Source organism: Prevotella marseillensis (genome assembly GCF_900625065.1).
GTDB classification, from domain to species: Bacteria; Bacteroidota; Bacteroidia; order Bacteroidales; family Bacteroidaceae; genus Prevotella; species Prevotella rara.
Genome location: NZ_UYXY01000001.1, coordinates 658192 through 684583 on the forward strand (window position 1 = coordinate 658192; position 26392 = coordinate 684583).

Sequence of the window (26392 nt, forward strand, 5' to 3'; positions counted from 1 at the left end):
TTTATGTTAGGCTGTATATGAATAAAGACAAATACGTTTTCGCCCAAATGGTTGAGTTTTTAGACAACTACAAGTTTCTCCGTATCGTAAAGAAGTATGATGGCAACAAGTATGTTAAGCATTTTACTTGCTGGAATCAACTTCTTACTTTGATGTTCGGACAATTGTGCAATCGTGAAAGTCTTCGTGATCTGATTGTTGCACTGAATGCACATCAAGAGAAATGCTACCATCTTGGAGTTGGGAAACATGTCACCCGAAGCAACCTTGCAAAAGCAAATGAGAACCGGGACTACCGTATCTTTGAGGACTTCGCATTCCACATGATAAGCGAAGCCAGAAAGAAAAGAGTAAATGACATATTCAAACTAAACGGAAATGTATATGCCTTCGATTCTACCACAATTGACTTGTGTCTGAAATTGTTCCCTTGGGCTAACTTTCGTACATATAAGGGAGGTATCAAAATCCACACTTTATATGATGTCGAAACTCAAGTTCCTGCCTTTATCCATATAACCGAAGCAAAGATAAACGATGTCAGGGCTATGGACGTAATAACTTATGAATCTGGCTCATTCTATGTTTTCGACCGTGCATATAACGATTATCATCGTCTCTACAAGATACATATGATGGATTCGTTCTTTGTTGTACGGGCTAAGACAAACATAAAGGCAAGAGTACTCAAATGGAAACGACGTTTACCCAAGAATATATTGTCAGACTGTGAGATTGAACTTACCGGTTTCTATACCCAAAAATCATATCCTGAAACGATTCGTTTGGTGAGGTTTTGGGATGAAGAAGACGAACGGGAGTTCGTTTATCTGACAAATGCAAAACATATTCCAGCCTTACAGGTTGCGGAACTTTACAAGAATCGTTGGCAAGTGGAACTGTTCTTTAAATGGCTCAAGCAGCACCTGAAAATAAAGAAATTTTGGGGTACTTCCGAGAACGCTGTAAAGATACAAGTCTACTCAGCAATCATTGCCTACTGTCTTGTGGCTATCATGCAACATGATATGAAACTTAACAGATCGACATACGAGGTTCTACAAATTCTTGGCATTTCTCTTACGGACAAGACTCCATTAAGAAATCTATTCAGCAAAACTAAATTCAATGATGTCAAAGAACAAAGCGGTCTTGATGGACCAAATTTATTTAGTAATTATAATTTTTAATTCGTCCTCTAATTTTTAGTGGACACTAGTGTTATACTTTATAAAATATATGTCCGTGTAATACCTATGTTTACATTTTAAACTAAGAGTCTAAATCTCTCTCGAATTAAGATTTGTTGGTTATTGCACGGACGGGTTAAATTGAGATTTTCTCTCAATCGGCACAAAACTTTTATATATACCTCAAATCCGCAACCGCCCTCATAAGATGACACAGAGGTCAAAAAGGTAGCGACACTGTGGCAAAAGAGGGTGCAACGCAGCAAAAATCGCCACAAAGACGCATTAAATCCCCTTACCCCACCATGCGACTTGAGGCAATACGCAAAATCACGACCATAAGTTGTCGGTGTCATCCAAAGTCATTCTGGAACACATCAGCATAAGCGTTGTTGCATGAATAGATATTCAGCACATACTGCCTTGATGTCCTGACCCATTTGGCTGGCACAGAGATGAACTTGAAGACAAACGCCTTGATGCGGCTTGTTGCTTTGAGTCCGAACCTCTTCACGTCAAGCCTCGCCATGATGAATTTATAGAAGTTGCGTATGAGTGCCGTAAGCAGAAGAAACACCGTGTTTTCTCCCATGAAGGATTTTGGAAGCCTGTTCCAGCCGAATCCGTTATTCATGTCATCGAAGATGCGTTCCTTCCCTCCACGGAGGTTATAGAATTCGACAATCTCTTTCTCGGAAGACTCGTAGTCATTTGTAAGGATGCAGCGGTAGGTGTATTCTCCTTCCCACAGGTCGAGTTCGCCGTCTATCCGCTTCTGTCTTTGAATCACAAGACGGTATGCCTTCCCTTTCCATTTCTCGATGAGAATGGAGGCCAGCTCAAACTCAATGCCGCCCAATTCCACTTTCTTCCAACCTCTGAGGGCAAAGATGTCATTGTAGAGCGAACTGCATCGGTTGGCACGGATATAGAAGGTCTTGCAGTGTTTAGCAATCTCTTCCACTATCTCTTCAGAACACGAGCCGCAATCAGCTCTGAAACGGTTGATAATAAGCTTGTTCTGTTCAAACCTTTCAAAGAACCTCTTCAGCGTGTCCTTCTGGTGGAAACGGACATTTGTGTTGCCGTCGCTGTTCTCAATGCCGACAATCAAGTCGCCAATAACCGCCACGCCAGGGTGATAACCAAGGAACTTCTTGTATGTAGGCTTCGCATCATACTTCTCAGCCTCTATGAACTGGTGGTCGAAGTCAACGTCATACCCCTCGCCCTCTTTCAGTTGCCCTGTGGACAATAGGCAATTGAGGAGCAGTGTATTCAGCTTGTCTGCCGTGTTGAAGTCGTAGGTCTTGCCAGTGTCGGATGTGTAGGAAATGTTATCCTGGGTCAGTTCCTTTATGGCTCTGAGAATCGTGTCGGCACTGCATGTGCGAAGTGTCGGATGAAGCGAGAGGTGGTACATCAGATGAGTGGTGACATCCTCTATGCATGAGCCGCCACAGAAATAAACGCTCATAAGCGAACGGATGATTTCGCTGTATTGATAACCATACAGCCTGCATCTCATACCGAGGGTTGAGTCGATTACAGATGAGAGATTGGAGTCAAATTGCTCCATTATTGAAAAAATTCCTCCAAAAGGAGAGAGTTTCTCAGATTTTATTGCTACCTTTGCCATGTCTGTCGGGTTTGATACATATTTTGATTTGCAACACTAAGATAGGTGAAAAATCTGACATAGCAAAATCCTGAGCAACTTTTTGTTGCTCAGGTACTTATAAAATAAGTTAAACTAAAATGCTGCGGAATTTAGGATATATATGAAAGAGCAGCAGTTTTGTATTAATTAATACAGGCTGCTGCTGTTTTTCTTTTGGTATTTTGACAGGTGGTTATTATTTCCAACGATAAAATGCAGTCTTTACATCTTTAAGATGATATCAAAAAAATGTGATTATGTTATGCTACCGCATAAATCTTTCGTGTAAAGCGACTCTTTGCGTGTATAAACTAAAATATAAGGTCGTTATGGAATATACGATTTTCTTGGCTGAATGCTGAATCGTTAATCCTGTAGGCTATTTGTTATTTTGGATAAAATCGTTTTTTTTGTTACAGACTTTGTGTATAATCCTCTTGATATTGTTAGGGTAGTGGTGGGAGTGCATCGTAATTTGACGTCAGATGTCCCTAATATTTACGTAACCGTTCATTACAGCATAGATGGTAAGTGCCGACACACTTTTCACTTGGAGCTTTTCCATGATATTGTGACGGTGTGTTACAACTGTAGACAGACCGATGTTAAGTTTGTCGGCAATTTCTTTATTTATAAGCCCTTTGACAATAAGGGACATCACTTCAATTTCTCTGTCAGAAAGAATTTTGGCGTGCCTCATGGCATTGGTCTTTGGCAGATGACGTCCTTCAGAATGGGCCATCTGTTCGAGCCATAAAAGAGATTTGATTAGCTCGTTTTCTTTCTTGTCTGTATATAGACAATGAAAGGCGGTAAGCTGTTGGTTAATATCAGCTGACGAACTAGTCAGCATGATTGTTTTCTTTATATTACTTAAGTAAAAGTCTTTATCTTCAAGAATGATGTTAGCTGAGGCAAAATAATGATAGAATTTATCCGGTTGTGCGTTCAGCAAATCCTGGGTCGAATTGAATATTTCGACAGACATCATGGGAATAATATTCTGTAGTATGCTTTTCAGCCCAATGGCTGCAAGCGTATTGCTGTCGATTATGGATATCTGAGGAAATTTGCTGTACATATATGATGTGTGTTATGTTATCTGTTGAAAACAAATGTAGGGACAAAAACATCAGTTTGTCCCTACATTTTAATTTATACCTTTGATTGAATTTTAATTTTATATCCTTATGACAAGAATCCGAGAAGAGCACCGGCAGCAACGGCTGAACCGATAACTCCTGCTACGTTCGGACCCATAGCGTGCATCAGAAGGAAGTTGTGGCGGTCGTATTCGAGTCCCAGGTTGTTTGATATACGCGCACTCATAGGTACGGCGCTGACGCCGGCATTACCGATAAGCGGGTTTATCTTCTTGCTCTTGGGCAAGAACAGGTTCATCAGTTTCACGAAGAGTACTCCTGATGTAGATGCCACGATGAAAGAGAATGCACCCAGAACGAAGATGAATATTGTGTTCATTGTGAGGAACTCGCTTGCCTGAGTTGAGCATCCTACTGTAAGGCCGAGCAATATTACGACGATATCGTTCAGTGAACTGCCTGCAGTTTTTGCCAGACGTGTTGTCTTGCCTGATTCTTTCAGAAGGTTACCGAAGAACAGCATACCGAGCAGCGGCAGACCTGACGGAACGATGAATGTAGTAAGCAACAGACCGATAATAGGGAACATAATACGCTCTGTCTGGCTTACGTGGCGTGCCGGCTTCATGTGGATTACACGCTCCTTCTTTGTTGTGAGCAGACGCATCAAAGGAGGCTGGATAACCGGTACAAGTGCCATGTATGAGTAAGCACATACTGCAATGGCTCCCATGAGGTTCGGACTCAGTTTGGATGACAGGAAGATAGCCGTAGGACCGTCGGCACCACCGATGATGGCGATACCTGCAGCCTGGTTGGGCTCAAATCCGAATGCAAGTGCAAGCATATAAGCTCCGAAGATACCAAACTGAGCTGCTGCTCCGATAAGGATAAGCTTAGGGTTGCTGATCAGTGCAGAGAAGTCTGTCATTGCACCTATGCCAAGGAATACCAAAGGAGGATACCATCCTTGACGTACACCCTGATAGAATATGTTAAGTACAGAATTGTCTTCGTAAAGTCCTATTTCAAGTCCGGCTTCAGCCTTGAACGGAATGTTTCCGAGGATGATGCCAAGGCCGATTGGAACAAGCAGCAATGGTTCGAAGTCTTTTTTAATGGCCAGCCATATGAAGAATATGCCGGCAGCAATCATGATGATGTTACCCACTTCGGCATTTGCGAATCCCGTATAGGTAATGAAATCATAAAAATTGCTTTGAATAAAATCTATAAATCCCATGGTAGTTAAATTATCCGATTGTTATTAAAGCATCACCTTCCATTACGGTGTCACCCTTGTTTACTAAAACAGATGTAACAGTACCGCTGCATTCAGCTTCGATATTGTTTTGCATCTTCATAGCTTCGAGTATTATTACAGTGTCACCGTCTTTCACAGTATCGCCAACTTTAACTTTGATGTCTGTGATCGTTCCCGGCAGCGGAGCAGTAACCTTCATGCCTGCACCAGCTGGAGCTTCAGCTTTGGGCTTGTCGGCTACCGGAGCTGCAACAGGCTGAGCAGCAGGAGCTGCCGGAGCAGCAACCTTAGGCTTATGAGGCTTTGTTGCCGGATTAATAGGGCGTTTCATCTCCACTTCGAATGAAATGCCGTTTACATTAACTTTGGCAATGTTGCCTTCTACATCCACAATCTCAACGTCATAGTCAACGCCTTGTACTTTATATTGATATTTGTTCATTTCTTTATTTTGTTAAAGGTGTTAGTAAATATTATTGTTGTTTTTCCTATTAAGGTATTATTGGTTCTTCAGGATGAATGTTCCAATATGTATGGTGAGGTTTGATCGTTATCACGTTGCTTTCTATATCGTGTACGTCATCTTCGTATTGTTTCAGTGCCATGGCGATGACGGCGATATAAATTTCTTTGTCGATACCTCCAGTCTGTAAACCGTCTTTAAGGATAATCTTAGTCTTATGTCCGGTTTCGGCAATCTTTTCACCTGTTTTCACAGCTGCCTTGATAGGCTGAATCTTGCCGGCTTTCTTAATGGCTTGTTTATGTGCCATAAACAGACCTAATATTCTGAAGAACACATACAGCAGTGCGAGACAAGAGAACACAATGCCCATTGACAGAACAGTTATACCAAATCCGTGTGGGTCTTCTCTTTTCAGTTTGGCAATCTTTGTCTCATTTGCGTGGATGTAATTTTCAATTCCGGGTGTTACGCAGTCTGACGTTTTAACAGCCCATTGATCGGCGCCGTCTTTAATTCGTGCATAAGACTGGTTGGCAGCCAATGGCGGAACTGTTACTGAGTCGATAATGTCGACGGCATTTCCGTCATAGAGCGCAATCCAAGTAGGCTTGTCCTTGCTGATCTGGGCTGACAAATGTAGTGTACCGTGAGAAGGATTGCTGTTGAAGAAGAACAGCAAATGTTCGCGCGCAGACATTGATGTGCGGTTGTCTCCGTTAGGAATACAACTCATCATCTTGATGCGTTGCGGAACAGAAAGTCCTTTGTTAAGAACTCTGCGGTCTGTTGTGATGTACATACCGCGTACGTCATAAGTGGAAAAAGAAGTATTGGCCAATTCAATCCAGGCCCTTCTGTTTCCGAATTCGTCTTGAAGGTTAGCTGTGTTGTTTGTCAGCACTTCATTTATCTTAATGTTTTTGGCTCCTTGGCCATACATCGTCAGAATGCCGGCAAACATGGTACAAAGCAGTAAACCAAACTTTTTCATATTAGAGTATTAAAATTAAGTAATTATATTCCGCAGAAGAACAGCACAATGATTTGTGCAGTGAATATTCTAAGGAACATGCTCAGCGGATAAACTGTAGAATATCCTATTGATGGCGCTTCCTTCGAACATATAGAGTTAGCATAAGCAAGTGCAGGTGGGTCGGTGTATGTTCCTGCAATCATACCCATTATTGTGAAATAATTAAATTTATATTTCTTTCTTGCAATGATGCCTATAATAAGAATAGGTATAATGGTTATCAAGAAACCTGTGTATACATATTTAACTCCGTCTCCTTGTATCACAGTCTCAAGGAATCCGTCACCGGCCTTGATTCCGACACTTGCCAAGAATAGCATCAATCCTATTTCTCGCAGCATCATATTGGCACTTGTCGTAGTGTACGTTACAAGATGCACTTTGTAGCCGTAGCGTCCGATAAGGATGGCTATGATAAGCGGTCCTCCGGCTATACCTAATTTTATAGGTACAGGGATACCAGGAATTGCCACAGGTATGCTTCCGAAAAGAATACCGATAAATACTCCGACAAATATTGTTGCGATGTTAGGAGCATCGAGACGCTTGATAGAGTTTCCCATAACGGCAGCCACTCTATTTACAGCGTCTTCAGGTCCTACAACCATTATGCGGTCGCCAACCTGTAATGACAGGCTAGGGATGGCAAACAAGTCCATACCCTGACGTGTGACACGAGTGACATTTACTCCATAGGCACTTGAGAAATGCATCTGTCCGAGAGTCTTTCCGTTTATTGAAGAGCGGGTAACAAGGATTCTCTTGCTGACCATAGACTCATCCTGCTTTTTCCAGTCGACATTTATTGTCGGACCGATAAATGCAATGATAGCTTCTGCGTCATTTTCAGCGCAAACAACAAACAGCTTGTCGCCAATATGGAAGATGGTGCTACCGTTAGGTATGCTTACGTGTCCGTCATGCAATATGCGTGAACATACGAAGTCGCGGTTAAGGAAGTTGTGGACCTGAGCCAATGTCTTTCCTTCAAGGTATAGATTGGTTACCTCAAGATCCATAAAATGAGGCTTTACGTCATCATTGTCCTCTTCTTCTTTGACCAACTCTTCCTCCTCTTTTTCCAACTTTATACCGAATATGTATTTTATGGCAATTGTTGCTCCGATAATGCCCAGTACACCTAATGGATATGCACAGGCATAACCAGAGGCTATCTGTGGCACTTCGCCTTTGTCGAAGATAGAGTAGAGCGTCTCATTGGCAGCTCCAAGACCCGGGGTGTTTGTTACTGCACCATAAAGAGTACCCACCATCATCGGCAAGTTCTTTGGGTCTGATGTGTCAAAGAAGATGTAATAACATGCAAACATCACAATAACGTTCAGAACAACCATTACGGTTGACAGGAGGTTAAGGGTTATTCCGCCTTTTCTGAAGCTCTCCAGAAAACCAGGACCGACCTGAAGTCCGATCATGAACACAAAGAGTATCAGTCCGAACTCTTGGAGAAATGATAGAATGTTTGTTGGTGCGGTAAAGCCAATATGTCCTGCGGCAATACCTGCAAAAAGTATAAATGTCACTCCGATGGAAATACCTCCAATTTTTATTTTCCCAAGGTATACTCCCACGGCAATCACAATCGCATAGAGCAGCACTATGTGTGCCACTGAATCTGTAGTAGTAAATAAATTAATCAGCCAATCCATAACATGTTTTTACGATTTTGCAAAAGTAGATAAAATATTACTCATTTAATAATTTTTGTGCAATTATTTTATGCCTAATTTTCCCGTTTTTGTATTTTTCACGGTTATAAATTAAAATGAATGTCCGCATGTTCCCAAATTAGCAAAGTTTAAACCGCCAAGATGTCCGATAGGCGTGTATTGGAACACTTTATGCTTGATGCGAGATGTATGGACAATAAAAACGTATATGATATGACCCTGCTTGATTTTTACCGTCAATACCCAGACGAGGCCTCCTGCGAGGCTGCATTGCGTAGTTTCCGTGAACACCACGGTCTGTTCTGCAGCCAGTGCGGCGGTTTGCGCCTGAGCTGGAATCCGAGCCATAAGTCCTGGACTTGCATGGATTGCAAACATGAGATGCAGCTTCGTTCGGGCACGGTCATGCAAGGCAGCCATCTTCCTGTGCGTGATTGGTTTGCGGCCATGTTCCTGCTGACGGCTACCAGGCGTGCCATATCGGCAAAGGAGATACAGCGCCAGCTCGGCCGCAAGCGTTACCAGCCCGTATGGGAAATGGTGCATAAGCTGCGCGATGTGATGGGCAGGCGCGACAGCCTTTACGCCCTTCATGGGGATATGGAAGTGGACGAGGGCTTCTTTTCCACCGAAACTCCTGAAGACCAGAAGGACTGTCCGCTGAAGCGAGGGCGTGGAAGCCAGCGCAAGACTTCCGTCCTTGTCATGGCCGAAAGCAGCCGGTCCGCTACGCCTCCTGCCAGAAAGTACAGTACGCCCAAAACTGTCGGGCATATAAAGATGCTGGTCATCGGCGATTTTAAGGCTTCCACCATCACGGGCAAGATAAAGACGGGGACGGACGGAAACGCCGATTTTACCACGGACGGGTTCAGCAGTTATGCCGCTCTTGAAAAGGACGGAGTGACAACCTCCCACCATGCCGTAGTTGCGGATGGCAAAAAGAGTGTCGGGAAAGTTCTGCCTTGGGTGCACATTGCCATCAGCAATGCCAAAAGGAGCATACTGGACACGTACCATGACATAAAAGCAGAGTTCCTGCAACTCTACCTTAACGAGTTCTGTTATAAGTTCAACAGAAGGTATTTGGGCTTCAGACTCTTTGACAGGCTCGAACTTTGCGCATGTACGTATAGGGCGAACTTTAAACATCGAATTTATTGATTGGCAACTTGCGGACATTCATTAAATTAATTTCTGTTCTTTTTTTGTCGTTTGTTTGAAAAAAATACTATCTTTGCAAAATAGAATTACGTGATTTCCAAGTGTGATGATTTCATTTTGTCATTTTGGTCGTTGTGTGTTCTATATTTGACGGTTAGAATGCGTGTGAGCCTTAGCCGCATTTATAATGCCCTGTCTCACGCATCGTGTCCTTTGCCGTGTTAACGAAGCTGATATATAAAAACATAAAACAACTTATATAATATTACACTTATGTCAAACTGCAAAGAAAAGCTCTTTACTGAGTTTGTTGCGCCTTCCAAGCAAGAATGGCTTGATAAGATTCAGGTCGATCTGAAAGGTGCCGATTTTGATAAACGCCTTGTATGGCGTACGAACGAGGGTTTCAACGTGCAGCCTTTTTATTTAAGAGAGGATGTTGAAAAGTTGAAGACACCAGAATCTTTACCAGGAGAATTTCCTTTTGTTCGCGGTAACAAAAAGAATGACAACGAATGGTATGTGCGCCAGAATATTAAGGTAGATGACGCCAAGACTGCTAATGAGAAAGCCTTAAGCTTGCTCAACAAGGGTATTGACTCTCTGGGATTCAAGATTTCCGGAGATAATGTAAATAAGGATTTTGTAGAGACTCTGCTGGATGGTATCGTATGTGATGCCGTTGAACTGAACTTCTGCACATGCAAACGTCATACATTGGCTTTGGCTCAGATCCTTACAGAGTATTTTGAGCAGAAAGGCTATGATAAGGCTAAGATTGTAGGCTCTCTTGACTGGGATCCTATGGAGAAGGTGGTTATGAAGGGAAAGGACGTTACTCCTATCCTGGACATAGCTCCTGAACTTGTAAAGGCTTTGGCCGCTTATCCTAATTTCCGTTGCATTGCAGTTAATGCTGTTTCTTTGAATAATGCCGGTTCTTATATCGTTCAGGAATTAGGATATGCTTTGGCATGGGGAAATGATTATCTTAACAAGCTCGTTGAGGCTGGTGTTGATGTTGACCTCGCTGCAAGTAAGATAAAATTCAACATGGGCATTTCTGAAAACTTCTTTATGGAGATTGCCAAGTTCCGCGCTGCACGTATGTTGTGGGCTGAAATCGTTAAGCAGTATGAGCCGAAGAGCGATGAGTCATGCAAGATGTGCGTTAATGCCGTTACTTCAAAATACAATATGACATTGTTCGACAGCTATGTTAACCTGCTCCGTTCTCAGACAGAGACAATGAGTGCTGCATTGGCTGGCGTTCATTCTATTGTCGTAACTCCGTTCGACGCTGTATATGAAACTCCTAATGAGTTCTCAGAGCGTATAGCACGTAACCAGCAGCTGTTGCTTAAAGAGGAAAGCCACTTTGACAAGGTTGTTGACCCGGGTGCAGGAAGCTACTTTATCGAGGAACTTACAACATCTCTTGCTAACGAAGGATGGAAGATCTTCCTGAACGTAGAAGATAACGGCGGCTTCCTTGAAGCTGCAAAGAAGGGCATGATTCAGGACGATATAAATGCTACCAACGCCAAGCGCCATGAGGCTGCTGCAAAGCGTAAGGAATTTATCCTTGGTACAAACCAGTTCCCGAACTTTACAGAAAAGTCTGAAGGCAAGCGAGCTCTGACATGTTGTTGCTCTTGTGGAGATGAACATGAGGCTGCATTTAAGTCTATCAACTCTTCACGTCTGGCTGCTGATTATGAAGACCTTCGTATAAAGGTTGAAAACAGCGAGAAAGTGCCTGTTGCATTTATGCTTACTATCGGTAATCTTGCCATGCGTCAGGCTCGTGCTCAGTTTAGTTGTAACTTCTTGGCATGTGCCGGTTACAAGGTTGTCGACAATCTTGGATTCAGCACAGTCGAAGAAGGTGTTGATGCCGCATTGAAAGCCGGTGCAGACATTGTTGTTCTGTGCTCAAGCGATGACGAGTATGCTGAATATGCAATTCCTGCATACAAGTATCTTGACGGCAGAGCCATGTTTGTTGTTGCCGGTGCTCCTGCTTGCATGGAAGACCTTAAGGCTGCCGGCATAGAGAACTTCATACACGTACGTTGCAACGTTCTTGAAACATTGAAAGAGTATAACGCTAAATTGGGTATAAAATGAGAAAGAATTTTAAAGACATCGATATATTTTCAGGAATAAATCCTGTTGATGGAAACGAATGGCAGAAAGCCAACGGGATAACTCCTAATTGGAAAACTCCTGAACACATAGAGGTTAAGCCCGTATATACAAAAGAAGATCTTGAGGGCATGGAGCACCTCGACTATACAGCCGGACTTCCTCCTTTCCTGCGTGGTCCGTACAGCATGATGTATCCTTTCCGCCCGTGGACTATCCGTCAGTATGCCGGTTTCTCAACTGCAGAGGAGAGTAACGCATTCTATCGCCGCAACCTGGCCAGTGGACAGAAAGGTTTGTCTGTTGCGTTCGACCTTCCTACCCACCGTGGTTACGACCCAGACAACGCACGTGTAGTAGGTGACGTAGGTAAGGCAGGTGTGTCTATCTGTTCTGTTGAAAATATGAAGGTTTTGTTCAACGGAATTCCTTTGAACAAGATGTCTGTTTCAATGACAATGAACGGTGCCGTTCTTCCTGTTATGGCATTCTATATCGTTGCCGGACTGGAGCAGGGCGCTAAGCTTGAAGAAATGGCCGGAACAATTCAGAACGATATTCTGAAGGAGTTCATGGTGCGCAACACATATATCTATCCGCCTGCATTCTCAATGAGAATCATCAGCGATATCTTTGGCTATACGTCAAAGCTGATGCCTAAGTTCAACTCAATATCTATTTCTGGTTATCACATGCAGGAAGCCGGTGCTACGGCTGATATCGAGTTGGCTTACACAATTGCCGACGGTCTTGAGTATGTTCGTGCCGGTGTTAATGCAGGTATCGATATCGATGCTTTTGCTCCGCGTCTGTCTTTCTTCTGGGGTATCTCAATGAACCACTTCATGGAAGTTGCCAAGATGCGTGCCGCACGTATGCTTTGGGCTAAGGTTATCAAGCAGTTCAACCCGAAGAATCCTAAGTCTCTTATGTTGCGTACCCACTCTCAGACATCAGGTTGGTCGCTCACAGAGCAGGATCCGTTCAACAACGTAGGCCGTACATGTATCGAGGCTATGACAGCTGCTTTGGGTCATACACAGAGCTTGCACACCAACGCTCTTGATGAGGCTATTGCACTGCCTACTGACTTCTCTGCACGTATCGCACGTAATACTCAGATCTATATCCAGAACGAGACAAAGATCTGCAAGCATATCGATCCGTGGGCTGGTTCATATTATGTTGAGAGTCTTACAAATGAGCTTGCTCATAAGGCATGGGAGCATATTCAGGAAATCGAGAAACTCGGCGGTATGGCTAAGGCTATTGAAACCGGTGTGCCTAAGATGCGTATTGAAGAGGCTGCAGCCCGCACTCAGGCCCGTATCGACAGTGGCGCACAGACCATTGTCGGCACAAACAAGTATCGTCTTGAGCACGAGGATCCTATTGATATTCTTGAGGTTGACAACTCTGCTGTTCGTCAGGAGCAGGAAGAAGGACTTGCTCAGTTGCGCGCAAACCGTGACAACGAGAAAGTTAAGCAGACACTCGCTGCTCTTACAGAATGTGTCCGCACTGGCGAGGGTAACCTTCTTGAAAAGGCTGTTGAGTGTGCCAAGGCAAGAGCAACTCTCGGTGAGATAAGTGATGCCTGCGAGGAAATCGTTGGCCGTTATAAAGCAGTTATTAGAACAATTTCAGGCGTGTATTCATCAGAAAGTAAGAACGACTCAGACTTTGCTAAGGCATGTGAGTTGACAGAAGAGTTTGCAAAGAAGGAAGGTCGCCGTCCACGTATCTTTATTGCTAAGATGGGACAGGATGGTCACGACCGTGGTGCTAAAGTTGTTGCAACAGGATATGCTGACTGTGGTTTCGACGTCGACATGGGTCCGTTGTTCCAGACCCCGGCCGAGGCTGCTCGTGAGGCTGTAGAGAACGACGTTCATATCGTAGGTGCAAGTTCTCTTGCTGCAGGACACAAGACTCTCATTCCGCAGCTTATTGAGGAGCTGAAGAAACTTGGACGTGAGGATATCATGGTAATTGCCGGAGGTGTTATTCCTGCACAGGATTACGACTTCCTCTATAAGGCAGGCGTTGCTGCAATCTTTGGTCCTGGTACTTCTGTTGCCAAAGCTGCATGTGAGATGATGAACATCTTGCTCGATAAAGAATAAGTTTATTGATTGCAGTATTATATAAACGTGGAGCCGTAGATTTTTTACGGCTCCATTTTTATTTATCCCCAATCGGGCATTACGGTTCAGCCCGTATTTCTGTTTTATATTGAGCGCATTTTTGCTTCTTTGCAACCATATTAGACTGTGACTAAGAAAAACGGATGGAAAAACTACAATAGAAAACAAAAAGTCGACAGAAAGTATAGATGCTCCAAACAGATGAAATTGTATGCGGCCTAATTATAATTTGTGTTTATCGTTGTATGAATATGATGTTTTCGTAATTGTGAAACGTGGCATATCGAATTGCAGAATGTATGCTTTTACACGATAAAATACGGCTTTTTACATCACAAAAGCACACCTTTTGCGGATGCCATAGATATCTATGGCATATAATGCTAAATAAAGTTTTTAAGAAACTCGTCACTCGTCACATTTACGCTTAACATATTGTATGTCAAAGTATTACAGCGTGATGAGTTGCGTTTTGAACTCATCACGCAAATACCATGCAAGCCATATGTGATGAGTTGAAATCTTAACTCGTCACATCGCAAATGTTTGGATCACAGGCGGTTATCTGATGATGTGACGAGTGATGAGTTTCTTAAAAACTTTTTACAGTTATTGCATTGTCTTTTCCAAAATTTGGTTGACTTCAAAGAGTCCTTTCCCTGATTAAAGTTGACTTCTGTTAAACTTATAACTGTTATTGGTTGTCAATACTTTATATTTGATACGCATATTTTTCCAAGCAACAATTTTATGTATAGGCGCTAAGAAAAATGCTTTGTGGATATAATAAAAATAAAAAGGCATCTGTAGTAATTACAGACGCCTTTGTTTATGCTGTTTAAGAATATATTATTCGTTGATAGCAGCAACACCGGGAAGAACTTTTCCTTCGATAGCTTCGAGCAGAGCACCACCACCGGTAGAGATGTATGACACTTTGTCTGCCATACCGAACTTGTTGATACAAGCAACAGAGTCGCCACCGCCGATGAGAGAGAATGCTCCCTTAGATGTAGCTTCTGCTATAGCCTCAGCAATTGCTCTTGAACCGTCAGTGAATTTCTCAAACTCAAATACACCGGCAGGACCGTTCCACAGAATTGTCTTGGCGTCTTTGATTGCATCAGCAAATGCCTTGCGTGTCTCAGGACCTGCGTCCATGCCTTCCCAGCCTTCGGGAATGTTGTCAGACATGCAAACCTGTGTGTTTGCATCGTTAGAGAAGTCGTCAGCAGCAACGCAGTCTGTACCCAGAACCAAGTTAACGTTGTTCTCTTTTGCCTTCTTGATAACATCAAGAGCAACGTCCAGCTTGTCGTTCTCGCAGATAGAGTTACCAATCTTACCGCCTTGAGCCTTTGCGAATGTATATGTCATACCGCCGCACAGAATCAGGTTGTCAACTTTTCCGAGCAGGTTCTCGATGATACCAATCTTTGTAGATACCTTAGAACCACCCATGATGGCAGTGAACGGACGCTTGATGTTGCTGAGAACATTGTCAACGGCGTTAACTTCTTTTTCCATCAAATATCCAAGCATCTTGTGGTCGCCGTCAAAGTATTCGTCGATAACAGCTGTTGATGCGTGCTTGCGGTGAGCTGTACCGAATGCGTCCATTACGTAGCAGTCAGCGTAAGAAGCAAGTTTCTTTGCAAATTCTTTCTGACGCTCTTTCATTTCTTTCTTTGCAGCATCGTATGCAGGGTCTTCTTTGTCTATTCCTACGGGTTTTCCCTCTTCTTCAGGATAGAAACGCAGATTCTCGAGCAGAAGTGCCTCTCCTGGTTTCAGGGCAGAAGCTTCAGCACTTGCATTTGCGCAGTCAGGGGCAAATTTCACTTCAACGCCCAGGTGCTCAGAAACGTTCTTAACAATCTGGCTGAGTGACATTTTAGGGTTAACCTTACCTTTTGGCTTGCCCATGTGGCTCATCATAATAACGCTACCACCGTCTGCAAGAATTTTCTTCAGTGTAGGCAGGGCACCACGGATACGTGTGTCGTCTGTAACGTTACCATTTTCATCCAATGGCACATTGAAGTCAACACGGACAATAGCCTTCTTACCGGCAAAATTGAATTGATCGATTTTCATATTAGTTTCTATTTATTTTATATAAGTTATAAACTGTCAGTTTTTATTTTGCACGCAAAGTTAGCAATTTTAATTGATATACAATTAAGTGTAAATGATTATTTTAAAATTTTTGACATGATGTTAATCTGAATGTAACCTCTGCTTAGCAATCGGGCATTAAATATTTCTTTGCCGTTATTGCAAAACTCTGGTGTTAACAGTCTGCTGATTTTTCTTATTCCTATGTGATATAGTATTTCTGCACCTTTGAATTTTTGGTGTGCAGCGGTCTTAATGCGTACATGCCGTTATGCTGAATACTGGAATTTCAAAGGCAATTATGAGCGTTCCATCTTTCTGCAAGCTATGTAACTTTCAGCCATGTCTGATAGTTCCTGATTAGAAAGCTTTATCTGAAGGCATAAAGCTAAATCGGAAATTAGACCGCATATTACTTTATCAATTTTGTGTATTGATGCTTTCTGCCTGTCTTTTTGTTTCTATTGGCGTCTTTTTGTCATATTTTTTTGACATAGTCCACTGTGCCAGCGAAAAATCTAATGAAAATCCGCTCAATATAAAGCAAAAATACAGACCGAATCCTAGTGACTGATTTGGGATAAAAAACATCCCCATCATCTCTTTATGAATAAGATATTTGATGGGGATGTTCTGCTGCTTACAGTTTTACGACAACGCTTAGTTGGCGCTTTCTCCTATATAGTCTGATTCAATTGCAGGAGTTGTTCCTGCTGTCAGTTTCCATATGTTTTCAGCTTTCCATGTAGAGCCGTCTGCTGCCTTAAGGTCATTTACGCTATTGATTAGTGTTTCGTAATTGTTACCTCCGGCTTCAACGCAATGGTCAAGAGTATTTGGTGTGGATTTGCCGACAAGCTTTATGGCTGTAATGCCGTCAGGCAGCACTGCATAGCAAGATGTGACATGTCCGCTTGTATATCCTGCGATAGAGCCTATGCCTGATTCTTCACCGCTGACACTGCCGTAAAATCCTACATGGGTTGAATAGCAACCATAAACATAGGCAGAACTGTTGTAGCTATAACCGACAATTCCTCCCATGGCTTCTGCCTGTAAAGATGCGTCTCCAATGGTTGAGTAGGCGGAGTAGCTGGCTACGACATCTCCACGTGTGTTATAGCCAACAATGCCGCCAAGACGCACACTTTCTTTTGATGTGCTTGATGTTATATTTAAACGGTTTACCACGCATTGGGCTACAATTCCGAAACTGTTTTCTCCGGCAATGCCTCCGGCCAATACGCCTGATATGGTTGCGCCGTCTACTGCACATTTCAATAGTCTGCCGCTTGTCTCGATTCCGCTTTCTTGCGATGTTGAGCCTACGATGCCTCCTGCACGTGAGCTGGTACCGCCAGCTGTAATTGTAGAACTGCCAGATACTGTGCAGTATTCAATTTTACCGTAATTTAAAGCGGCAATGCCTCCGGCGATGTTATTTGCACTGACGGTTGCGTCTGATACGTCGCAGTTGTTAACCTGCACGCTGTTGTTGCCCGTTATCGCCCCCGCGCAATATCCTGTTACCGTAGCTTTGCTTATGTCGCAATTGTTGATTATGCCGAAGCTTGCACCTGCAACAACGCCGGCATACGATGAAGATAGGTTTCCTTCTACCGATGCATTTGTAAATTTGATGTCATGCACTTTGGCATTGGAGGCCAGTCCGCTGAAGAACCCTATGTTTGAGGCTTCGCTCTTTATGCTTAATCCGTTGATAGTTTTGTTGTTCCCGTTGAAGTCGCCTGAATATCCGTTTTGCATATTTGTGCCGACTGGTGTCCAGCTTATACCGGACATGTCAATGTCGTTTTCTATGACAACGTTGCTTGTAAGGCAGTCTTCTTGTTTTGCCCATTCCTCCAGACCGGCGGCGTTGAATATGTGGTATGTGCCGTCCGTTTTAGAGTATGAAGCAAATGTTTCGGAATTTATCGTACCTAAATCAAGTATGTGTCCGGCAGTAAGATTTGTTTCTTTCTTGCCTGAACGCATGTAGCCATTGCCGTTTTCGTCATATAATGTCAGAGTCAGTCCGTTGCTTAGCGTGCCCGGTGCTACAACGAGATAGTATGTACTGCCTGAAGTGAAGTTGCCTGTAAGCGTCACTTCAGAAGTTGCTCCCTCTGCCTGTACTGAAGCCGAAGGATCGTTTGATGCTGCATCTATTACAATGGTGCCGGCTAAGGGTTCTCCGCCATTGCCTCTGAAAATAGCCTTTTTCACCACATTGTTGCCGCTGTTCAGTGTGAACTTCACCACGGCGCATGTGTTCTTGAATACCAGTTCCCTGTTGGTGGTTGTTGCTACTGACGGATTGAGGCCTTTGGCAAAACTCCCTGTTCTTGATGTCTGAGTGGCATTAAGCGATGTAGTTATTGTTGTGCCTGAAATTGTAGCCTTCGCATCATAAGGATACAGAGCGTAATACGTTGAACTCGTTTCGTCTGCCATACCGGTAAACGTAACAGATGGTCCGCTTTGTGATGTGTTGAAGCGGTTGTTGTCAGACGGGTCGAATAATGAAATTTCATCACCTGTTTCCCATTCAACGCTGTTGCCTTCAGTGAGCTGAGTGCGGGTTATGCTGCCTGAGCCCGCAACAAAACTTGTAAAAACTTTTTTGCCGGATTGTGTGTCGTCCTTTTCGTCTTCGGTACACGACACAAATGCAGTCAGCATTGCTGCAAAACACAGAATGCTGATCATATTAGTGTTGCTTGTCATTTTTGTCTAAGTTTATGTCTTTAATTTCTTGTCTGAAATATACTTACCATTCATATTCTTCTTCTTCAAAGCCTTCGTGTGTGGCCGTTTCACCGTCTTCGCTTCCACAGATAATCTGTTCTGCTTCAATTTCGATGGTTTTGCATGATGGTGATTCGTAATTTTCTTCTTTAGTTTTCATAATTTTATAATTTTAAATTATTGTTATAGGCTTATTCAGGTAAAAATCATATTGTATATTGTAATGACTTTATGCGTTTTGCTTTTTAATCGTTAATCTTATTGCGGTTTTAATAATATGATGTTATTCGTCTGCGGTAAAACAAAGGTATGAGGTTTTTTGCTATGTCTGCTATATTTAGTGTTATTTTTTGTAAATTTGATGAAACTTTTTAACAAGTAGACTTGGCATGCTTACGGAAACGGCTTTTAGTGTATGATAGTGGCAATGCATAGTAATAGTAATGTATAAACAGAATTAACTTTATGTGTAAATTTATAGCTGAAATATATCAGATTTACATTTTTTATTATTAATTTTACGCCATAAATAGAAAAACGCAAGAATGTAGTTTACGTTGGTTTGCCGGCGTGTTTAGTTGGCACGTTGTGTGTCTTGTACTTATTTTGATAATTATAATATAAAAAATATAGACGATATGAAAGATTCTATTATTATCGTGAGCGGTGGAATGGACAGCGTTACGCTGCTGTATGAAATGAGGGAGCGGATAGCTTTGGGTATTTCTTTCGATTATGGCAGCAACCATAATAAGCGTGAAATCGCATTTGCAAAGTTGCATTGTGAAAGATTAGGAATAAAGCACATTGTTATTGACCTGGATTTCATGGGCAAGTATTTTAAAAGTTCGCTGCTTGAGGGAGCGGAGGCTATACCCGAAGGCCATTATGAGGCAGAAAACATGAAGTCTACGGTGGTGCCGTTCCGAAACGGCATTATGCTTTCTATTGCTGCCGGTATAGCGGAGAGCAACGGACTTAAATATGTGTTGATTGCAAATCATGGAGGCGACCATGCCATTTATCCTGACTGCCGTGCTGACTTTATCAAGGCGATGAGCGACGCCACAAGACTTGGAACTTATCCGGGCATTGAGGTCATGGCTCCATATACCGATATAACCAAGACGGATATTGCACGCAGGGGAAAGGCTTTAGGCATAAACTATGCAGAGACATGGAGCTGCTATAAGGGCGGAGAGAAGCATTGTGGCAAGTGCGGTACCTGTGTTGAACGTAAAGAAGCTTTGCGTGATGCCGGGATAGATGATCCTACCATATATGAAGGTTGGCATCAGTATTATTGATTTTACTTATTATAATAGGTTTATACAGGCTGTAGGTTCGTATAAATCATGTTGGCTTTGCCAGATAGGAGTGTCTGGATTTGCACTTTGGATATTAATTTTTGCAGATATAAAAAACAGGTTGCGTCAAGTAAGACACAACCTGTTTTTATTTTGTATTATTATTAGAAACTTAGAAGTTATAATATACACCTAATGAAATATTGTTTCCGTCGAAGTCCATACCCCAGGCACTTACGTCAGTGTTGTCGTTCTTTGTATATCCGATGAAGCCAACACGTGCAACAAGGCTAAATTTATCAACCTTGAGCTCTACGCCCGGTTTCAATCCTATAGACAATACGTCGTCAGCTCCGTTGTAGTGCTTGTATCCGAAACCACCTTCGCAGAATACGTTGATAAGTTTGCTGTGCAGGAATGTATAACGTGCATAGGGGCTGATTTCAAATGTGTGAGTAGTAAGGCGCTCTGATGTAGCAAACTCGCCATTGTCAATCTGGAGTCCAGCCTTAGACCATCCGAACATAACACCGGCAGCCCAGTTGTCGTTGAACTTATATCCAATTTCAGGAAGCAGGCTATAGATTGTTTCATCGTCGTCGCCGCCGTAATCAACACTTGCAATACCAACATTGCCACCTAAATAAACCTGTGCGTTAGCGCATACTGCAATCATAACGACAGCTAAAGTCATGAAAAATTTCTTCATACTAAATCCTTTCTTTTCTTTAATGGTTAATTAACTATTGTTTTTATGCAGGCCGTTTACCAAAACAGCATGCATGTGATTGCAAAGATGGATATTTAATTTAACATTAGCAAATGTTTCATCCCTTTTTTTGTGTGTTTTGGCAATATGTGTTAAATATTTGGAATAAACGGACAAATTATTTATCTTTGCAAATCTTAATCAATATGTGAAACTTTTAAGATGCAGCGAGTTTTCATAGCAGGCCCATGTGTTATAGAGTCGCAGGATTTATTAAATCGTGTGGCAGAGTGTCTTGTGCGTATAAACAAGAAGTTTAACACTGATATTATTTTCAAGTCGTCTTTTGATAAGGCGAACCGTACTTCAATCCGTTCTTTCCGTGGTCCCGGTATCGACCGCGGACTGCAGATGCTGTCAGACATAAAAGAACGGTATGGCTTGAGGATATTGACAGACATACATGAGAGCTGGCAGGCTAAGTCAGTTGGAGAGGTGGCTGACGTTATTCAGATACCGGCATTCCTTTGCCGGCAGACTGATCTGCTTGTTGCTGCGGCCAAGACAGGACGCATTGTCAACATCAAAAAAGCGCAATTCTTAAGCGGAAAGGATATGGTTTATCCTGTGGAGAAAGCAAAGGATGCAGGTGCAGTAGATGTATGGCTTACCGAACGTGGCAATATGTATGGCTATAATAATCTTGTGGTGGATTTTAGGAATATTTCCGATATGCTCGACATCGTTCCCACTGTCATAATGGATTGTACGCACAGCGTGCAGAGACCAGGCGGTGGAGGAGGCAAGACTTCTGGCGACAGACGTTTCGTGCCGTCAATGGCTCTTGCTGCCAAGGCTTTTGGTGCAACCGGATACTTTTTTGAAGTACATCCTGATCCTGATAAAGCATTGAGCGATGGTCCAAACATGTTATGTATTGACGATTTGGAAAAAGTTATTGAAAGTATTTGTAAATAAAGTATTTATTTTATGATGGTCGCTAACGAAAGATTGACTCATGTAAGAGAGTATGCCGTCCAGTGTATAAAGGATGAGGCTCAGGCCGTAATGGAACTGCTTCCGCAATTGGATGATAACTTCGATAAGGCCGTTGCCTTGATGTATGGATGCCATGGCAAAGTGATAGTTACTGGAGTTGGTAAGAGCGGGCATATTGGTGCCAAAATAGCTGCAACATTGTCAAGTACCGGAACACCGTCATTCTTCATTAATCCGCTGGATGTCTATCATGGCGACCTCGGAGTTATGACAAAGGATGATGTCGTCTTGGCCATAAGCTACTCCGGACAGACGGATGAACTATTGCGCTTTATCCCGATGGTGCTTCACATGAACATTCCTATTATTGGCATGAGCGGAAATCCCGGTTCGTTGTTGGCTAAATATAGCACGGTGCATCTTCATGTGCAGGTAGAGAAAGAGGCATGTCCGCTTAATCTTGCACCAACGAGCAGCACGACAGCTACTCTTGTTATGGGCGATGCTTTGGCTGTTGCCCTTATGCGTGTACGGGATTTCAAGCCAAGAGATTTTGCTCAGTTCCATCCCGGAGGCGAACTTGGAAAGCGTCTTTTGACAACGGCATACGATGTTATGCGTACAGATGATATGCCTGTCGTTCCGCCGACGATGCATCTTGGTGAAGCTATAATCCATGTGAGCAAATGCAAACTTGGTCTGGCTGTGGCTGTCGTAGACGACAAAATTGTCGGTCTGATAACAGATGGCGATATCCGTAGGGCTATGGAAAAATGGCAGGCGGAATTCTTTGACCGCACTGTCAGTGATATTATGACGCGTACACCGAAGGTAGTTTCGCCGCAGACTAAGATTAGTGACATTCAGAATATAATGAACAAGTATAAGATACATTCGGTGCTGGTGGTTGACGACAACAATCGGCTTTTAGGAGTCGTTGACCATTATCGCTGTATGTTGTGATAATGTATAGCGCCTGCTTTGGGGCAGGCGCTGTTTTTATAAGGTATGAAGATTTGTATTTTTTCAGTATTATTATTTTTTACGTGTAACGTCTGTGCACAGACTTCTGACTCGTTAATTGTTGAGAATTTGCGCAATGAGGGCATAACATTCTCTCATAACAATTCCGTTACACTTTTGATGAGCGGACAGGAGAAGTTCGACGATATGTTTCAGGCCATACGACAGGCACGGAGCAGCGTACATCTTGAATATTTTAATTTCCGTAATGACTCAATAGCATCTTTGCTGTTTCGTCTTTTGGCGCAAAAGGCGAAAGAAGGTGTTGAGGTGAGAGCCTTATTCGACGGTTTCGGTAATGATTCAAACAACCGCCCGTTGAAGCGTAAGCACCTTAAGCAGATGCGTTCTGTGGGGATTGAAATATATGAGTTTGATCCGGTAAACTTTCCCTGGGTGAATCATGTGTTCCATCGTGACCACCGTAAAATTGTCGTAATAGACGGTAAGATAGCATACACGGGCGGAATGAATGTGGCCGACTATTATATCAACGGAACAGAGGTCGTTGGCGAATGGCGCGACATGCATTGCCGTATTGAAGGGGATGAAGTGAACACCCTGCAGAAGATATTCCTACGTATGTGGAATAAAGTGACAGGGCAGAATGTGTATGGTGCAAAATATTATCGTGGTTATCATGGTGCCGACTATATCACAGGACTGAAGCCAGATACATGTTGTACGGCAGGAAAGAAGATGGTAGGCATTATAAACCGTGAACCGCGTGTGACGAATAAGATTATACGCAAGTTCTATACTGATGCCATCAATGAGGCCAAGGACAGCATAAAACTGGTAAATCCTTATCTTACTCTTAACAATACACTGAAACGGGCCTTGCGCAATGCCGTCAAGCGAGGCGTAAAGGTAGAGATTATGGTTTCTGCCCATAGTGATATTCCGCTTACTCCTGACTGTGTCTTTTATAACGTGCATAATCTTATGCAGCATGGTGTGGATGTATGGATATATAAGAAAGGCTTTCATCATACGAAGATCATAATGGTAGACGGACGTTTCTGCACAGTCGGCAGTGCTAATTTGAATGCCAGAAGTCTTAACTTTGACTATGAAGAAAATGCTGTAATCATAGATCCGTGTACGACAAAAGAGCTTAACGATATGTTTGAAAGGGACAAAGCCGAATCGTTTAAGCTGACAGAAGAGACATGGGATGAATGGCGAACTCCGTGGCAGAAGTTTGTCGGATGGTTCGCTAGTCTGCTCACTCCGTTCTTGTAATAGGGCGTTTGCCGGCAGATGTTAATTTGTTTTGGCTCGGTCTGCCATTTAGTCAAAGACCACAATGTTCTGACTATTGCCGTTAACATGTGTGTGGCTATAGATTAATAAATAAAGATGTCGCGCAAATTATAAGATTTTTTTTTATAGTTTGCGCGACAATTTTGTAATTACAAGGAAAACAGATAATTCCCTTTATTCCTTTATCAGGTCTGTCATCAGCAAGATGTCAATTTCATCAATTCCGTGTGAAATCAGAAATTTTCTGTCTTTTGCCAACTCGTCGTATAAGGTTGTTGAAGTATCCTTACTTTGGCAAGACATGAACTTCTTAAACATCTCTACGGCTTCGCTTATGTTCCCGAGAAGCCATTGGCAGTATCCGGCGTTTAGCCAGTCGCCATTTTCTGTGTCGTTGCTCTTCAGTATGCGCCTGTATGCCTTTTCTGCCTGTTGAAGTTTGTCAAGTCCCATAAGGTTCCATGCAAGAACTCTTGTTACCGGAATAGAGTCGGGATACTCTATGTCGAGCTTAAACAGCAAGTTGGTAGCCTCAGAGTATCTTTCGGCTTTTGACAATGCAACACAATAGTTAAGTGCGTTTGCCTGGCTTTGTGGGTTCTCGTTATACAGAACCTCGTACCATTTAGCCGCATCATCATAGTTTTCTGCTTCAAAGCAGGCACGTGCGAGCATCGACTTGGCACGCCGGTTGTCAGGCTGAAGTTCCAGAGACTTTTCGAGATATTCTGCTGCAGATTTAGGATTGCCGCAATAATTAAGCTCATAGATGCCGTGAATCAGCATGCATTTAGAGTCGTTCGTGTCGTTGTATTTAGGCAGCAGATGCTCCAGGGCATTCTTGTTCTTGTGCTTAAGCATGAAATAGCACAGGTCGGGGAGCACCTTCTGTATTTCTGTTCCATTGAAAAGGTCATCGGCAACAAATATAGAGTTCGACTTGTCGAACGGGTTTACAAGTTGTCCACGCTGATGGAAAAGACGGAAGAAACGATACATATCCTGCAGAATCATGCGTCGTATATATGCCGGTTGCCTTTGGTCTTCATCGCTGACTGTCTGGCCGAGAGCCTCTTTCGTGTTGAACATCTCGCGCATGTTGGCCGGTATATGACTGATGACAGATGCCACGGCAAGCGTGAACGAATATTTGTCGCTGTCGCAGAACGGGCCGTTGTTTAGAATGTTTGTCAGCAACGGAGTGTCTTTCAGCTTGTCAACCGTAGATGATATTTCCGGATGCTCAAGGTAGAAAGGACAGAACCAGTTGGCTGCATGATAGAAGAACGGGAAACGCTTCATCTGAGAGAAACCTCCGAAATAGATGTCTGAGCCTGCTTTCTGCATGTTCATCATCTTTTGGAAACTCTCTTCCATTTTCTCCATTGCACGGTCTGACGCACCTGGATCAAAGATGTCGTTCATCGGGTCGTCTTCTTTCTCGGTAATGCCGAATCGTGTAATGTTAAGGTTGTTGTTCTTCATCAGCTCCGGCATTATGTCGCGCTGAATGGTGTTGTTGTCCTGTTCGGCGTTCATGCAGAATATTATCTGCTTCTGCAGGTCGGCTATCTCGTTTGCCACGCCGTTGCCTTCAAGTACAGAAGCTACCATCTCCCGCATCTGTGGATGCAGTCGCGGACCAGCCGAAAGCGCAAACACCCATCCGACCAGTGCCCGCTGACGCAGCTTGCTGTCGGTTGTTTTTTTATAGACGTTGATCAGAACATGAAACTTGTTTATGTCCATGTTGTTCATTGTGGCCAGCATTATCGCACTTGTAATCAGCTGCGCGTCAATGATGTCTGTGGCAGGCGACAGCAGTATGCCTTCAAAGAAATCACGTTCGTTGTCGGTCCATTGTCTTGAAACTATGATATAGCCGAACAGGGCCTGTATGAAATCGTTGTGGCGACGGTAAATCTCTTTGCTCTTTTCTGTCCTTACAGGTTCAGGCTCAAGACTTAGCATGGCAACATCTGTGACAAAAGTCTCGAGAGCTGTCTTGATACGCTCTTCGGAGAAAGACTGATTGACAGACTTTCGTGTGGCTTCGGTGTAAAAAGATATGTTCTGGGCCATATACGCTATGCGCAGGTTGCTAACGAAATTGTATAGCCTTGCCAGCAGTTTGCTGTAAATATCCTTGCGCTGCGGATCGTTGAAGCCCCGCTTCATATATTCCAGCATCAGGTTATAGTCGCGCTCGATGTTTTCAAGTTCATCGTCATACATCATGTATGGATGTGCGCTTACAAACGACCGTGTGGAATGAATGCAGTAGCCCAGTCTTTTTCTGCCGAGCTCTTTGATTATATTGTCAAGCTGTTTGATGTCCTTCGTGTCCATAGGT

At 43.1% G+C, this 26392-nt stretch carries 19 protein-coding genes; 8 read left to right on the plus strand and 11 right to left on the minus strand.

Annotated features, from left to right (window positions below):
- The first annotated feature begins 17 nt into the window (after nucleotides 1–17).
- Complete coding sequence (locus EJL04_RS02850) at nucleotides 18–1190, plus strand: IS4 family transposase (RefSeq protein ID WP_125104007.1); 1173 nt, start codon at nucleotides 18–20, stop codon at nucleotides 1188–1190.
- Between the two features lie 352 nt (nucleotides 1191–1542).
- Here the strand turns inward: EJL04_RS02850 and EJL04_RS02855 are convergent, their stop codons facing one another.
- From EJL04_RS02855 to EJL04_RS02880, 6 genes are all read right to left on the minus strand, one after another.
- Nucleotides 1543–2829: an IS1380-like element ISBf11 family transposase gene (locus EJL04_RS02855; RefSeq protein WP_125103926.1), complete on the minus strand. Its 1287-nt coding sequence runs from the start codon at nucleotides 2827–2829 to the stop codon at nucleotides 1543–1545.
- 502 nt (nucleotides 2830–3331) lie between these two features.
- Entirely contained in the window at nucleotides 3332–3931 is a 600-nt protein-coding gene (locus tag EJL04_RS02860; RefSeq protein WP_021853605.1) for a response regulator transcription factor, read from the minus strand.
- Nucleotides 3932–4038: 107 nt separating this feature from the next.
- Nucleotides 4039–5196 (minus strand): sodium ion-translocating decarboxylase subunit beta, encoded by a 1158-nt coding sequence (locus tag EJL04_RS02865; protein WP_021853606.1) that lies wholly within the window; start codon nucleotides 5194–5196, stop codon nucleotides 4039–4041.
- 10 nt (nucleotides 5197–5206) lie between these two features.
- Nucleotides 5207–5659: a biotin/lipoyl-containing protein gene (locus tag EJL04_RS02870; protein WP_125104008.1), complete on the minus strand. Its 453-nt coding sequence runs from the start codon at nucleotides 5657–5659 to the stop codon at nucleotides 5207–5209.
- Between the two features lie 49 nt (nucleotides 5660–5708).
- Nucleotides 5709–6674 carry an OadG family protein gene (locus tag EJL04_RS02875; protein WP_053399230.1) on the minus strand — a complete coding sequence of 322 codons (966 nt, stop codon included), beginning with the start codon at nucleotides 6672–6674 and terminating at the stop codon, nucleotides 5709–5711.
- A gap of 23 nt (nucleotides 6675–6697) precedes the next feature.
- Entirely contained in the window at nucleotides 6698–8386 is a 1689-nt protein-coding gene (locus EJL04_RS02880; RefSeq protein WP_125104009.1) for a putative transporter, read from the minus strand.
- Nucleotides 8387–8620: 234 nt separating this feature from the next.
- Between EJL04_RS02880 and EJL04_RS02885 the strand changes: the two genes are divergently transcribed.
- The 3 genes from EJL04_RS02885 (at nucleotide 8621) to scpA (ending at nucleotide 13845) form a co-directional block, all read left to right on the plus strand.
- The gene (locus tag EJL04_RS02885; protein WP_125104010.1) at nucleotides 8621–9571 is read left to right on the plus strand and encodes an IS1595 family transposase; all 951 of its coding nucleotides are present in this window, start codon (nucleotides 8621–8623) and stop codon (nucleotides 9569–9571) included.
- Between the two features lie 273 nt (nucleotides 9572–9844).
- Entirely contained in the window at nucleotides 9845–11701 is a 1857-nt protein-coding gene (gene mutA / locus EJL04_RS02890) for a methylmalonyl-CoA mutase small subunit (RefSeq protein WP_021853610.1), read from the plus strand.
- Complete coding sequence (gene scpA, locus EJL04_RS02895) at nucleotides 11698–13845, plus strand: methylmalonyl-CoA mutase (RefSeq protein WP_021853611.1); 2148 nt, start codon at nucleotides 11698–11700, stop codon at nucleotides 13843–13845. Before mutA ends, scpA begins: the two co-directional genes overlap by 4 nt.
- An 870-nt stretch (nucleotides 13846–14715) precedes the next feature.
- On the opposite strand, the gene EJL04_RS02900 is transcribed toward scpA, so the two are convergent.
- The 3 genes from EJL04_RS02900 to EJL04_RS16305 form a co-directional block, all read right to left on the minus strand.
- A complete protein-coding gene (locus EJL04_RS02900) occupies nucleotides 14716–15963 on the minus strand; it encodes a phosphoglycerate kinase (protein WP_021853612.1) in 1248 nt (415 codons plus the stop codon).
- 681 nt (nucleotides 15964–16644) lie between these two features.
- Complete coding sequence (locus EJL04_RS02905; protein ID WP_125104011.1) at nucleotides 16645–18714, minus strand: fimbrillin family protein; 2070 nt, start codon at nucleotides 18712–18714, stop codon at nucleotides 16645–16647.
- 43 nt (nucleotides 18715–18757) lie between these two features.
- Nucleotides 18758–18895 carry a hypothetical protein gene (locus EJL04_RS16305; RefSeq protein WP_164511718.1) on the minus strand — a complete coding sequence of 46 codons (138 nt, stop codon included), beginning with the start codon at nucleotides 18893–18895 and terminating at the stop codon, nucleotides 18758–18760.
- A gap of 478 nt (nucleotides 18896–19373) precedes the next feature.
- Between EJL04_RS16305 and queC the strand changes: the two genes are divergently transcribed.
- Entirely contained in the window at nucleotides 19374–20042 is a 669-nt protein-coding gene (queC, locus tag EJL04_RS02910; protein ID WP_053398489.1) for a 7-cyano-7-deazaguanine synthase QueC, read from the plus strand.
- A 172-nt stretch (nucleotides 20043–20214) separates the two neighbouring features.
- On the opposite strand, the gene EJL04_RS02915 is transcribed toward queC, so the two are convergent.
- The gene (locus EJL04_RS02915; RefSeq protein WP_053398480.1) at nucleotides 20215–20751 is read right to left on the minus strand and encodes an outer membrane beta-barrel protein; all 537 of its coding nucleotides are present in this window, start codon (nucleotides 20749–20751) and stop codon (nucleotides 20215–20217) included.
- A 222-nt stretch (nucleotides 20752–20973) separates the two neighbouring features.
- Here EJL04_RS02915 and kdsA point away from each other — a divergent pair, with 222 nt between their 5' ends.
- From kdsA to cls, 3 genes are read left to right on the plus strand one after another with little or no spacing between them, the layout of a single operon-like run.
- Entirely contained in the window at nucleotides 20974–21729 is a 756-nt protein-coding gene (gene kdsA, locus EJL04_RS02920; protein ID WP_125104012.1) for a 3-deoxy-8-phosphooctulonate synthase, read from the plus strand.
- A gap of 12 nt (nucleotides 21730–21741) precedes the next feature.
- Nucleotides 21742–22713 carry a KpsF/GutQ family sugar-phosphate isomerase gene (locus EJL04_RS02925; RefSeq protein WP_021854192.1) on the plus strand — a complete coding sequence of 324 codons (972 nt, stop codon included), beginning with the start codon at nucleotides 21742–21744 and terminating at the stop codon, nucleotides 22711–22713.
- Nucleotides 22714–22758: 45 nt separating this feature from the next.
- A complete protein-coding gene (cls, locus tag EJL04_RS02930) occupies nucleotides 22759–24018 on the plus strand; it encodes a cardiolipin synthase (RefSeq protein WP_125104013.1) in 1260 nt (419 codons plus the stop codon).
- A 195-nt stretch (nucleotides 24019–24213) separates the two neighbouring features.
- On the opposite strand, the gene EJL04_RS02935 is transcribed toward cls, so the two are convergent.
- Nucleotides 24214–26388 (minus strand): tetratricopeptide repeat protein, encoded by a 2175-nt coding sequence (locus EJL04_RS02935; RefSeq protein WP_125104014.1) that lies wholly within the window; start codon nucleotides 26386–26388, stop codon nucleotides 24214–24216.
- Between the last annotated feature and the right edge of the window lie 4 nt (nucleotides 26389–26392).

What these genes read in the sequence shown, in the direction of transcription:
- EJL04_RS02875 (WP_053399230.1), bottom strand. Translation starts at nt 6,674, where the DNA reads ATGAAAAAGTTTGGTTTACTGCTTTGTACCATGTTTGCCGGCATTCTG.
- EJL04_RS02855 (WP_125103926.1), bottom strand. Translation starts at nt 2,829, where the DNA reads ATGGCAAAGGTAGCAATAAAATCTGAGAAACTCTCTCCTTTTGGAGGA.
- EJL04_RS02850 (WP_125104007.1), top strand. Translation starts at nt 18, where the DNA reads ATGAATAAAGACAAATACGTTTTCGCCCAAATGGTTGAGTTTTTAGAC.
- EJL04_RS02905 (WP_125104011.1), bottom strand. Translation starts at nt 18,714, where the DNA reads ATGACAAGCAACACTAATATGATCAGCATTCTGTGTTTTGCAGCAATG.
- EJL04_RS02880 (WP_125104009.1), bottom strand. Translation starts at nt 8,386, where the DNA reads ATGGATTGGCTGATTAATTTATTTACTACTACAGATTCAGTGGCACAC.
- scpA (WP_021853611.1), top strand. Translation starts at nt 11,698, where the DNA reads ATGAGAAAGAATTTTAAAGACATCGATATATTTTCAGGAATAAATCCT.
- cls (WP_125104013.1), top strand. Translation starts at nt 22,759, where the DNA reads ATGAAGATTTGTATTTTTTCAGTATTATTATTTTTTACGTGTAACGTC.
- EJL04_RS02935 (WP_125104014.1), bottom strand. Translation starts at nt 26,388, where the DNA reads ATGGACACGAAGGACATCAAACAGCTTGACAATATAATCAAAGAGCTC.
- EJL04_RS02860 (WP_021853605.1), bottom strand. Translation starts at nt 3,931, where the DNA reads ATGTACAGCAAATTTCCTCAGATATCCATAATCGACAGCAATACGCTT.
- EJL04_RS02865 (WP_021853606.1), bottom strand. Translation starts at nt 5,196, where the DNA reads ATGGGATTTATAGATTTTATTCAAAGCAATTTTTATGATTTCATTACC.
- queC (WP_053398489.1), top strand. Translation starts at nt 19,374, where the DNA reads ATGAAAGATTCTATTATTATCGTGAGCGGTGGAATGGACAGCGTTACG.
- kdsA (WP_125104012.1), top strand. Translation starts at nt 20,974, where the DNA reads ATGCAGCGAGTTTTCATAGCAGGCCCATGTGTTATAGAGTCGCAGGAT.
- EJL04_RS02900 (WP_021853612.1), bottom strand. Translation starts at nt 15,963, where the DNA reads ATGAAAATCGATCAATTCAATTTTGCCGGTAAGAAGGCTATTGTCCGT.
- EJL04_RS02870 (WP_125104008.1), bottom strand. Translation starts at nt 5,659, where the DNA reads ATGAACAAATATCAATATAAAGTACAAGGCGTTGACTATGACGTTGAG.
- EJL04_RS02915 (WP_053398480.1), bottom strand. Translation starts at nt 20,751, where the DNA reads ATGAAGAAATTTTTCATGACTTTAGCTGTCGTTATGATTGCAGTATGC.
- EJL04_RS16305 (WP_164511718.1), bottom strand. Translation starts at nt 18,895, where the DNA reads ATGAAAACTAAAGAAGAAAATTACGAATCACCATCATGCAAAACCATC.
- mutA (WP_021853610.1), top strand. Translation starts at nt 9,845, where the DNA reads ATGTCAAACTGCAAAGAAAAGCTCTTTACTGAGTTTGTTGCGCCTTCC.
- EJL04_RS02925 (WP_021854192.1), top strand. Translation starts at nt 21,742, where the DNA reads ATGATGGTCGCTAACGAAAGATTGACTCATGTAAGAGAGTATGCCGTC.
- EJL04_RS02885 (WP_125104010.1), top strand. Translation starts at nt 8,621, where the DNA reads ATGACCCTGCTTGATTTTTACCGTCAATACCCAGACGAGGCCTCCTGC.